An 11,567-nucleotide genomic window follows, 5' to 3' on the forward strand; every position below is an offset into this window, starting at 1 on the left:
TGTATTCTGACCGCTGATGTATAGAAAGGAGGCAGGCATATGAGCAGAGAGTTCAATATTGACTATGTTTTTAGCTTTATCCCGAAAATGCTGTCTTACTTACACATCACCTTGTTTATTGTAGCAAGCTCGCTTGTATTGGGGCTTATCATTGGTCTGTTGGTTGCGCTGCCTCGCATGTATAACATTCCATTTCTCAAACGTGTTTCTCAGGTGTATGTTTCCTTTTTTCGCGGAACACCTATTCTAATCCAATTGTTTCTGGTGTATTACGGCCTGCCAGAGCTACTAAAGCTGGTAGATATCAATTCCTCCAGATGGGATGTGCTGTGGTTTGCTGTAGCGACCTACGCACTCAATAGTGGAGCCTTTATTTCCGAAATTATCAGGTCAGGAGTAGAGGCAGTAGACCGAGGACAAATCGAGGCTGCACAGTCCGTCGGCATGTCAGGCTATCAGACCTTTACACGTATCATAATGCCGCAAGCGCTGGCTGTGGTGATTCCGATATTTTCCAATCTGGTGATTGGCAATCTGAAGGATACCTCGCTGGCATTTACAATCGGAGCGATGGAGATGACAGGGAAATCACAGACATTAGGGTCGGCTACCCAGCATTTTGTTGAAACCTACATCGCGTTATCCCTTATTTATCTGGTCATCAGTCTGATTTTACAAAAATTGTTCAGGGTGCTGGAAAATACGCTTCTCCGGCATGAGCATCGGGATGAAGTGCAGAAAGAACCCGAAAAACGAAAAAGTTTTGTGGTGCGCTACCTGAGAAGTCCTCGTCTGAGTAAAGGAGGTAAAGGCATATGAGTCTGGATTTTGGATTTATATATACTGCCTTTTTAGGGTTGTTCTCCGCGTTGCCCAACACCTTAATGATTACGGTGGTTTCTGTACTGGCAGGGTTGGTCATCGGTATGATAACGGCGCTGGCGCGAATCTATAAGGTTCCTGTGTTGTCCCAGGTTTCCCACGGTTACGTTACCTTTATCCGTGGCACACCGATGCTGATGCATTTGCTGCTTATTTATTTCAGTTTGCCTTTGTTAATTGATGCGGGAGCGAAGCATTTCGGCTGGCCGCTGCAATCCAAAGATGTTCCTTATATGGTATTTGCACTCATTTCGTTTTCCATTACCAGTGGCGCGTATATGTCTGAGGTCGTCCGTTCTGGAATTCAATCGGTCAACAAGGGGCAGATCGAGGCGGCTTATGCTGTCGGGATGACGACGTGGCAAGTGCTGAGACGGATTGTATTTCCGCAGGCATTCGTGGTGAGTTTGCCAAATCTGACGAATTCCGTTATTGGGATGCTTCATGGCTCTACCTTGGCTTTCACGGTTTCTGTCACAGAAATCCAGGCACAGGCTGAAATTCTGGCATCTACCAACTGGAAATATTTGGAGGTATATATCGCAGCTGCACTGCTATTTTGGGGCTTGACGGTATTGATCGAGCGAATATCTGGGTTGGTGGAGAAAAAAATCAATGTGTTTAATGGAGGTCGAGCATCATGATCCGTCTGCAAAATATTACGAAGTCGTTCGGCAAACATGAAGTGCTTAAAGGCATTGATTTGACCGTGAACAAAGGCGAGGTCGTCGTTATTTTAGGCCCGAGCGGTTCAGGAAAAACGACTCTGCTACGCTGCATTAATTATCTGGAAAAGCCGAATGATGGGGAAGTCAGCATTGGAGATTTTACAGTGAACTGCAAGCGACCTGCGAAGAAGGATGTTTTGGCTCTACGCCAAAAGACGGCTATGGTTTTCCAGCAATACAATTTGTTCAAGCATAAAACAGCACTGGAAAATGTCATGGAAGGACTTGTCGTTGTCCGCAAGGTCAAGCAGGAGGAAGCGAAAAAAATTAGCATTGAAGTGCTGGAAAAGGTCGGTCTGGGTGAAAAGCTAAATCATTATCCAAGCCAGCTATCCGGCGGGCAGCAGCAGCGTGTCGGCATAGCGCGTGCTTTGGCGCTGAACCCGGAAGTGATTTTGTTCGATGAGCCGACTTCGGCGCTGGACCCTGAACTGGTGGGTGAGGTGTTGTCGGTGATCCGCAAGATTGCGAAGGAAGGCATTACGATGATTGTCGTTACACATGAAATGGGCTTTGCGCGCGATGTTTCAAATCATGTGGTATTTATGGATGGCGGTCATATTATCGAGGAAGGCACACCGGACGACATTTTTAACCACCCCAAAGAGGAACGTACCCAACAATTCCTGAAACGGATTACACCGGAATATAACTATTCAATTTAGACGGGAGAGGGAGACATGAGTATTAAAATCGGAGTATTGGATCAAAGCCCTATACACGAGGGGGAAACGGCAGCGCAGGCCCTTCGTAATACGATTAAGCTAGCACAGCGTGTAGAGGAATTGGGTTTTACGCGCTTCTGGGTATCAGAGCATCACGATTCCGAGCAGGTTGCGGGCTCTTCGCCAGAGGTACTCATTTCCCACTTGCTGGCACGCACTGAGCGTATTAAAGTCGGTTCTGGTGGAGTGATGCTTCAGCATTACAGCCCTTATAAAGTAGCCGAAAACTTTAATGTGCTGTCCTCTCTTGCACCGGGTCGCGTAGATTTGGGAATCGGACGCGCACCGGGCGGGTTGCCGAAATCCACACAGGCGTTACAACGAAACGTTCATGATGCGCCTTCTCTCGAAGAAAAAATTGATGAAGTAAGTCGCTATATTCATAATATTCCGTCTGAAGAAGGACCGTTAGCCGGGTTACAGGCGAATCCGATTCCAGAAACACCGGCAGATATTTACGTTTTGGGTACAAGTACAGACAGTGCTGGAATTGCTGCGCGTTTGGGGTTGCCCTACGTTTTCTCGCAATTTATCAATAGTAATGAGCAGGTTGCATTGGACTCATTCCGTACGTATCGGGCGTCTTTCGATTATAGTTATGGACGTGAGCCGAAAGCTCTTTTTGCGCTTTCAGTCATCGTAGCGGACACTTCCGAGGAAGCTGCAGAGTTAGCAGGGGAGCACAAGCTGTACAAAATTCATCTGGCCAGTGGCAAGACGGCTACGGTGGGCACGTTGGAAAGTGCAGAAAAGTTTGGCAAGCAATCGGGTGAAGAATATACAATTGAAGCTACACAAGCGCAAATTAACAAAGGGAATAAAGACGAAATTTATGCTGTCCTGACGGAAATTCAAGCGAAGTATCAGGTCGATGAGCTGATCGTTACGACAGGAATAAGAGATATACACAAGCGCGTGCGCTCGTTCGAGTTGTTGCATGAAGCTTTTGCCGGATTGCCTGTGCAGTCCTAGAAATTGTTGGTCTGAGAGAATTGTAACTATTTTGGGTTCACGAAGGAGGAATAGGGATGAGTGGATCAACCGGAACGAAGGAGCAGGTTTTGGAGCAGCAACTGGTGGATATTCGCCGCCATCTGCATCGAAATCCCGAGCTATCTAACGAGGAGTTTGAAACTACCGCCTTTATCCGACGTCTGTTGGAAGAACAGAACATAACGATTCTGGATGTGCCGCTGCGTACCGGATTAGTAGCGGAAATTGGCGGACGGCAGGAGGGACCAACTGTCGCGCTTCGTGCAGACATTGATGCGTTGCCTATTCAGGAGGAGACGGGATTGCCTTATGCTTCGGTGCATCCGGGCAAGATGCATGCTTGTGGGCATGATTTTCATACCGCGTCCTTGTTAGGAGCAGCCATACTCCTGAAGCAGCGGGAGCAGGAGCTGAAAGGCACAGTTCGGCTGGTGTTCCAGCCAGCTGAGGAAAAGGCCAAAGGCGCTGCCCAAGTGCTGGACAGCGGTGCGTTGGCAGGGGTGCAGGCCATATTTGGCCTGCATAACAAGCCAGACCTGCCCGTAGGCACGGTCGGCATCAAAGAAGGTCCTCTAATGGCAGCGGCGGATGGTTTTTACATCGAGGTGGAGGGTCTGAGCACACATGCGGCAGTGCCGCATGCAGGGATTGACCCCATCGTGGTATCGTCACATATCATTACGGCGCTGCAATCCATTGTGAGTCGGAGCGTTAATCCGCTGGATAGCGCGGTCATTAGCGTCACGAAGCTGCACAGTGGCAACGCCTGGAACATCATTCCTGACCGCGCCCATTTGGACGGAACAATCCGCACATTTGACGAGAATGTTCGCGCTCAGGTGACTGAACGCTTCGAGCAGGTCGTAAAAGGTGTTGCCGATGCTTTCAGCACGAAAGCAACCATCCGCTGGATCGAGGGTCCGCCACCTGTTCTGAATGACGGTAAGTTGACCGCTATCGCGGAAGAGGTGGCCGAAGCGGTCGGTCTGGAAGTCGTTCGCCCCGTACCGTCCTCGGCGAGCGAGGATTTTGGGTTTTATCAGAAGAACATCCCAGGTGTATTTGTCTTTGTCGGCACTGCGGGAAGCCAGGAATGGCATCATCCTGCCTTTGATCTGGACGAACGTGCGTTGCCCGGAACAGCGAAGCTACTGGCTTCACTGGCCGAGTCGGCATTGATATCCATAGACTAGGAGCGTGAGCCTAGCGGTGGTTTTCCTGTGCCAACTATTATGTGGGCCGGCAATTCTCCCAAAATAACAGAGTGGGATACCTGGATGTTGCGGTATACCTGGAGCCAAGTCAAGAAGGATACTACTCGTTTTCCTACCCGCTAAAAAATGCTAGAGTAGTGTGAAAAAGCTTATAAATAGAGCCGTTTATTCCAAAATCAAATTCTGCGATGGAATTGATTCAGTGAATAAACGGTTTTTTAATTTTATAAAATACCAGTTTTGTGCATGCAAAGAGTAAGTATATGTCCCAAAATACGATTAAAAATCCTAATTTAAATCATTAAGGAAAATATTGACGATGTAATAATCCAGTGATAATATGATTTGTGATTATTTACAAAAAACGACAAGGAGGATTGATAGTGTACTCTTGATCTCCTAGATTAGTTCGCAAACACGAAAAGAGAGCTGATAGAGATCATCGTTTCAGGAAAACTACTGCAATAATACAAATGGATATGGAGGTACATACATGTTGAACAGAAAAGGAATGATGATGGCTTCTTTTTCAGTAGTCATTGCTAGTTCATTACTGATGGGAAATGCTAGTTTTATATCAGCGGATTCTCATCTAAACCGGAATTCTGTGGTTGCAGCAACGAGTGATTCGACATTGGCTGATATGCCACCTTATCTCAAATCATCGGTGGAATGGGTTTGGAAGAATAGAATGTTGACCGAAGGCTCAACGGCTCGTAAAAATACGATTTTTGATCAAATTTTTGCGGGTAAAGGGACTCTTAATTATGTTATACGCTGGCAATCCTCTAAGCCTGTTACACTGAAGCAACGCCAGGATATTGCTAAAATGATAGATCGGCAGATGAACCATTGGACAGATCATCTTCAAGGATATGACGGCTGGCCCTATAAGAATATTAAAGTAAAAGTGGTAGGCTGGGCTGTTGCCGATCCTTCACTGCTCCTAGACAAGCAGCCTGACGAGGTCATTTATACGGATACCATTCTAGATACACTAGCTTCTGAAAAACCGGAAATTCCTGCTGCACTTCCAGTTGCGCCTAATGAAATATCCCGATTTGAGCATTTTTCGGACCCGAACTATTCATATCCGGGTGGATTGGATAAACGCTTTGATATGTATCTCTGGGCCACAGAAAATTTTGGCGGGGGAGCCGGCGGCGACTGGGGACAACGCATGAATGATGAATACGTTCTGAGTACGGTGAATTCTGATGAGATTGAGATTACTGAACATGAAATTGGGCATGGATTTGGATTAAACGATTTTTATGAAGAACATGAGCGTCCACCAGGTGGATTTCCAACGAACACGATTATGTGGGCTGGCAACTCCGATCATATCACCGACTGGGATGTTTGGATGCTGCGGTATACCTGGAGTCAAATCAAAAAGGATACGGCTCGTTTCCCAATCACGACTAAAGACGACGATGGCCCAATTGAAATAGATCCTGATGAAAGCGTAAACATTGCGCCTGCGGCAACGGCTAGCAGTTCCTATACTTCAACTTGGGAAAATGTAAGCGCGCTAAACGATGGATTTGAACCTGCTAATTCTAATGATCGAAGTCATGCCGTGTACGGCAATTGGCCTGAGACAGGTACACAATGGGTCCAATATGATTTTGATCAAGAATATACGGTATCCCAAACGGATGTCTATTGGTTTAAAGATGGCGGTGGCATTGATGTTCCTAAGTCTTACAAGATTAAGTATTGGAATGGTCGCAGCTGGTCCAATGTCAAGCAGGCTAATGGATTGGGTGCTTCGGCAGACCAGTATAATACAACTACTTTTACGCCTGTAAAAACAACGAAATTAAGAATTGAAATGGTATCCAAAGGTTCAGCATCCACAGGAATTTTAGAGTGGAAAGTAGCAGCTAACAAACTTTAAACATTATACTATTTGACCCAAGGTTGTCTCCTGCGATATTTGTGGGAGACAACCTTTTTGAATTCATAGCTGAACAGTTAAAGTCTGGTGAGATCAGGCTTTTTTTGCGCTTTGATTATAGCGCTTGTTTCCTTCATATTTGTGTCTGTGTTTTGCTAAATTCTCGTACGAATGGCTCACTAAGAATGAATGGGTGTACGATAGTATGTATAATGGACATCAGATATGATAGAAAAGAGGACAGAAAGCGATGAGTCACGACGTGAATGCTCCTTACGATGTACATGTAGCATATGGACCGGTGTTTGAGCTGCTCAGCAGCTTACACACCTTTATTTGCCGCAAGGCTTACAAGAAGACCGACTTATCAGCCGGATGGGCGGAGCAAGTGAGTGGAACGCTGTCTCCAGGTTTGTCCGAATTGCTGGAGTCCATGGAAATCAATGCAGATTGGAAGGTTATTTATGGACTTGTCTATATGCTTTCTGATCAGGGGGGCGTTGAAGAGGTCGTAGACCGTTTGGAAAGCCAGACTTTACAGGAATTAAAACAACAGGCATCAGCCTATGGGATTCCGCTGCCTGACGACATGGAGAAGCTTCGCAAACTTGCTTTGCAACTGCTATCTGGCTGGGACGAAGAGTATTTTCGCCATGTGGATATAAGTATTCTAAGCGGTCTGGAACAGGAAGCTGAACGAAGAAATAAGGAGAAGGGCGTTTATAGCTCTATGGAGTGGGTGGATCGTACCACTAATGGCTTCCGGTTCGAGCCTTCCGAGGGACTGACGCGCGTGTTGCTGGTGCCTCAATACCATTTTCAGCCGATAAATATTATTTATCGATTTGGGTCGCTCCTGTTATGCCATTACTCGGCAGGAATTTATGTTCAGGAGGAAGATTTTTTATCCCCACAGGAATATCGAATGATCCGAAGCTTGGGGGAGAAGAGCAGGCTTAGGATTTTAAAATATTTGTATCAAAGCCAGTCTCCACGAACCTTTATTGAGATTGTCCGTCATCTCAAGCTGTCCAAGGGAATCACGCACGACCATATTTTTAAGCTCCGGGCCTCCGGCTTCATTCATGCACATTTTGATGGAGAAACATTACTCGGATATAGCGCACGGCTTTCGGCTGTGGATGAAATGCATCGGAGCATTTTTGGCTATATGGAGCGAAATTAGGCTGCACGCACCCGTCAGACTTTAACACTTTAAACAAATAGACGTCGATCATTTGGAATCCAGATGAGTTGACGTCTTTTTTTTACATAAAAAATGTAGTTCTCCCTTTACAGAACCCCAATAAATTCCTATAATGAGGTTTATCTTCTTAATCACAACTTGTTCTATCGGAATTTAATAATTTAACTCGGGGGGATTATGTTGAAAAAGAGTATTATTTTACTTAGCAGTCTACTTCTGGCGAGCTCTATTTTGCTGGCGGCTTGCTCTAACGGTGGACCGGACAGCTCCAACAATGCTACTGCCCAAAATAATGGGGACACACAGACAGCTACTACAACGCAGCCATTAACAAGTTTGGTAAAGGCTTCTGATATGTCCAAATTGCCGGAAGTGTCCAAAAAGAGAAGCGACACGATTATTGTGGGTCTGACTGACCCAGCCGGGGTGTTTACTCCGTATTTTAACCAAAGCGGCTATGACGGCAACGTGATTTCGCAATTGTGGACTCCGCTGGTCACAGTAGACGAGAAGGGGCTTCCGCTGCCCAATCTGGCTAAGAGCTGGGATATTTCTAAAGATAATCTAACGTATACATTTCATCTGGTTCCCGGTACTAAATTCAGTGATGGCTCCCCTTTGACAGCAGAAGATGTCGCTTTTACTTGGACGTTGATCTTTGACAAAGCCTATCCTGGCGACAGTCAAATCCGAAAGCTGAACATTAAAGGCGGCAACGCCTATACGGAAGGCAAGGCAAAACAAATTGCAGGAATCAAGGTAATTGATGCGCAGACCATTTCTGCGACGTTGGAAAAACCTAACGCGTTGGCTCTGCCGATTCTGGGTGAATATGTACTGTCCAAAGCCTACTACGGCAAGGATTATAAGTTTGGACAGCTGGATTATTTTAAGAATCTACATAGTAGTCCTCTGGGGAATGGGGCTTATAAGCTGGAAAAATTTATTTCGGGGCAAGAAGTTCGTCTGGAGGCGAATGATCACTTTTTCAAAGGCAAGCCGAAAACACAGCATTTCATTTACAAAACAGCAGAAGGCGATGCTTGGCAGTTTATTGAAACGGGCGATACCGACTTTGCATCCTTCACCGCAACTCAGGAAAATATTGACAAACTGAAAAGGCTTGGCTTTTTAAACATTTTGCCGTATACCCCTAGCACTTACGGATATTTGCAAGTAAATCTAGAAAATGAAAAGCTTAAGGATAAAAAGGTTCGTCAAGCATTGACCTATGGACTAGATCGGAAAAGTATTTATGTCGACGCAGCTCAGGGAGCAGGGGCGGTCGCAAACATTCCAGCTTCCCCAATATTCTGGTCTTACACGACCGATGGAATCAATCCATACAACTACGACCCGGAGCAAGCGAAAAAGCTGCTGGATGAAGCGGGTTGGGTGGAAGGTAGTGACGGTATCCGTGAGAAAAACGGTCAGAAGCTGACCATTCACCTGCTGACCTCTAAACGTCCAGAAACAGACACCTTTATTGCGCTTGCGGCTGAAAATTACAAAGCGATTGGTGTTGACCTTCAGCCGGAAATCTTTGCAGACTTTAATGCAATGGTAGCCAAAGTAGAAGGTAAAGATTATGATCTCGCCGCCTTCTCGACAGGCATGCTGACAGATCCATCGGATGGAATCGAGCAATTCGTCAATGGAGAAGTCAAGGGATATAACAATCCAAAGGTAAAAGAGCTATATGAAAAAGGCTTGTCTACGACGAATATGGAAGAACGCAAGAAAATATATAAAGAATTATATGTGCTGCTAAACGATGAACTGCCCGTTATTTTTACCAACTATAAGAAGACGGTGTATGCCTACAATGGTCGGATGGAACATGTAAAGGTCAGTCCGTTCATTGGCTTGTCTGGTAATTTGTTCGAATGGTCCCTTAAATAAGCCACATTTGCGGGCCCCTTGTGAAGAACATCAGGTTCGGATCAAGGGGCCTCCCAAATGGGGGAAACGTAATGAGTAGCCTGACCTTGAATTGAAAGGAGTCTGTCATGAGCTCGTTTTTAACGAAAAGACTGACGTATATGGTTATTATTTTGTTGGCCGCATCGATGATGATTTTTTTCCTGTATGCCATGACACCGGGAGATTTCATTAGCGGCAATCTGAAGCTGTCGCCAGAGAGAAAGGCGGAGCTGAGGGAAATTTACGGCCTCAATAAGCCTATTCTTGAACGCTATGGAAATTGGCTAGGCAATGCGCTGCATGGCAATTTTGGCTATTCGCTTGCCCAGCAGAAGCCGGTGCTGACCTTATTTAATGAATATATCTGGAACTCGTTTTTGCTGGCCGTTATATCGACCTTCCTGACCTGGTTTATCGCGGTCATTATTGGTGTGGTTGCTGCTTATAAGCAGTATTCATGGTTTGATACTTTGGTAATGATAGTGATTTTCGCTGCCATGTCTGTGCCCTCTTTTTTTATCGGGCTGTATCTGATTAAAATCGCAGCGGTTGACCTGAAGTGGTTGCCACCCGGTGGCATGCTCAATACGGGCAGTAACGCTACAGGTATGGAGTATGTGAAGGAGGTTCTCCAGCATATGACCTTGCCAGTGATCGTTATGACGCTGCTGGGACTGGGGTCGTTGACCCGCTACTTCCGTAGCAATATGATCGACGTGATCCAGCAGGATTATATACGCACAGCCCGTGCAAAGGGCTTAAAGGAAAGAAAGGTACTTTTTACGCACGCATTGAGAAATGCATTACTGCCTGCCATTACGCTCGTTGGCTTCGAATTACCTGCGCTGTTTGGCGGGTCCCTGATTATTGAAAAGATTTTTAATTGGCCGGGAATCGGTCAGTTGTACATGCAATCCTTTTCGCTCCGGGATTATCCGCTACTTATGGGCTTTACGATGCTAATTGCCATATTGAGCGTGATCGGGACACTGTTGTCCGATATTTTGTATCGCATCGCGGACCCGCGTGTGAAAGTGTAAGAAGGGGGCTAAGGAATGTCATCCGTGAGCAGTAATTTGAGCAAGAGCAACGGCAGACTGCAAGCAACTGTTAAATCTTCAATGTGGCAGCAAGCGCTCCGGCAGCTGTTCAGAAACAAGCTTGCTATGGCTGGTCTGCTCGTCGTGGTATTTATGTTTTTGCTCTGTTTTATCGGCCCGTTATTTTCTCCTTATTCCGATAATAAAACAAATATATTAATGATGAACAAGGCGCCAAATATCCATCACTGGTTAGGAACAGACAAGCTGGGACGGGATGTGCTGACACGTGTGATGCAGGCAGGTCAAATTTCTCTTACCGTGGGTTTGGCTTCCATGGTATTGTCAGTCTTTTTGGGGGCTACGCTGGGGGTCATATCCGCATATTTTCGCGGGATTGCAGATCAGATTATTATGCGCGTTGCTGATTTGCTGCTGACAATTCCCAGTTTGCCCCTGCTATTTATTATGGGCGCGCTGCTATCTGACTGGAAGGTTCCACCCGATCAACGGATGTATATTGTCATGCTGATGCTTAGTCTGGTCAACTGGCCGGGGATTGCACGGATGGTGAGGGGCCAGATGCTTAGTTTGCGGGAACGTGAATTTATGCAAGCCGCGACGGTACTGGGACTCTCGAATCGTCGAAAGCTGTTCAAGCATCTGTTGCCGAATATTTTACCGTTGTTGATCGTTATCGCTACATTGAATATTGGCGGAGCTATCTTGAGTGAATCTGTACTCAGCTTCTTTGGTCTTGGCGTGCTACCCACGACACCAACTTGGGGCAATATGATTGATGCCGCTAACAATGTGCTGGATTTTCAGCAACGACCGTGGTTGTGGATACCGCCAGGACTGTCTATTTTTGCTACAGTCATCGCTATTAATATTTTTGGTGACGGACTGCGGGATGTACTTGACCCGAAACATAAGAGGTAGGTGATCATAC

Annotated in this window: 10 protein-coding genes and 1 pseudogene; all 11 read left to right on the forward strand. The window is 46.1% G+C overall.

Going from position 1 to position 11,567, the window contains the following annotated elements; all coding sequences use genetic code 11:
• Nucleotides 1-39 precede the first annotated feature (39 nt).
• The 11 genes and pseudogenes from MKX46_RS00830 to opp4C all read left to right on the forward strand — a co-directional run bounded on the left by MKX46_RS00830 (nt 40) and on the right by opp4C (nt 11,557).
• Nucleotides 40-819 (forward strand): amino acid ABC transporter permease, encoded by a 780-nt coding sequence (locus MKX46_RS00830; RefSeq protein WP_029519119.1) that lies wholly within the window; start codon nt 40-42, stop codon nt 817-819.
• Nucleotides 816-1,526 carry an amino acid ABC transporter permease gene (locus MKX46_RS00835; protein WP_029519120.1) on the forward strand — a complete coding sequence of 237 codons (711 nt, stop codon included), beginning with the start codon at nt 816-818 and terminating at the stop codon, nt 1,524-1,526. The genes MKX46_RS00830 and MKX46_RS00835 overlap by 4 nt, the downstream gene beginning before the upstream one ends.
• On the forward strand, nt 1,523-2,275 hold the full coding sequence (locus tag MKX46_RS00840; protein WP_029519121.1) for an amino acid ABC transporter ATP-binding protein: 753 nt from the start codon (nt 1,523-1,525) through the stop codon (nt 2,273-2,275). The genes MKX46_RS00835 and MKX46_RS00840 overlap by 4 nt, the downstream gene beginning before the upstream one ends.
• 15 nt (nt 2,276-2,290) lie before the next feature.
• Entirely contained in the window at nt 2,291-3,307 is a 1,017-nt protein-coding gene (locus MKX46_RS00845) for an LLM class flavin-dependent oxidoreductase (protein ID WP_165147282.1), read from the forward strand.
• A 56-nt stretch (nt 3,308-3,363) separates the two neighbouring features.
• Nucleotides 3,364-4,521 carry an amidohydrolase gene (locus MKX46_RS00850; protein WP_340885203.1) on the forward strand — a complete coding sequence of 386 codons (1,158 nt, stop codon included), beginning with the start codon at nt 3,364-3,366 and terminating at the stop codon, nt 4,519-4,521.
• Between the two features lie 9 nt (nt 4,522-4,530).
• Nucleotides 4,531-4,665, forward strand: a pseudogene (locus tag MKX46_RS25535) (dockerin); the annotation flags it as partial.
• Nucleotides 4,666-5,035: 370 nt separating this feature from the next.
• Nucleotides 5,036-6,445: a discoidin domain-containing protein gene (locus MKX46_RS00855; RefSeq protein WP_318626582.1), complete on the forward strand. Its 1,410-nt coding sequence runs from the start codon at nt 5,036-5,038 to the stop codon at nt 6,443-6,445.
• Between the two features lie 250 nt (nt 6,446-6,695).
• Nucleotides 6,696-7,631, forward strand: a complete 936-nt coding sequence (locus tag MKX46_RS00860) for an ArsR family transcriptional regulator (RefSeq protein WP_029519125.1) — start codon at nt 6,696-6,698, stop codon at nt 7,629-7,631.
• A 198-nt stretch (nt 7,632-7,829) separates the two neighbouring features.
• Complete coding sequence (locus MKX46_RS00865) at nt 7,830-9,554, forward strand: ABC transporter substrate-binding protein (RefSeq protein WP_341070767.1); 1,725 nt, start codon at nt 7,830-7,832, stop codon at nt 9,552-9,554.
• Between the two features lie 107 nt (nt 9,555-9,661).
• Nucleotides 9,662-10,615, forward strand: a complete 954-nt coding sequence (locus tag MKX46_RS00870; RefSeq protein ID WP_165147273.1) for an ABC transporter permease — start codon at nt 9,662-9,664, stop codon at nt 10,613-10,615.
• A 15-nt stretch (nt 10,616-10,630) separates the two neighbouring features.
• Nucleotides 10,631-11,557: an oligopeptide ABC transporter permease gene (gene opp4C / locus MKX46_RS00875; protein WP_029519128.1), complete on the forward strand. Its 927-nt coding sequence runs from the start codon at nt 10,631-10,633 to the stop codon at nt 11,555-11,557.
• Nucleotides 11,558-11,567 lie beyond the last annotated feature (10 nt).

The organism is Paenibacillus sp. FSL P4-0113, assembly GCF_038009305.1.
GTDB lineage: Bacteria > Bacillota > Bacilli > Paenibacillales > Paenibacillaceae > Paenibacillus > Paenibacillus polymyxa_D.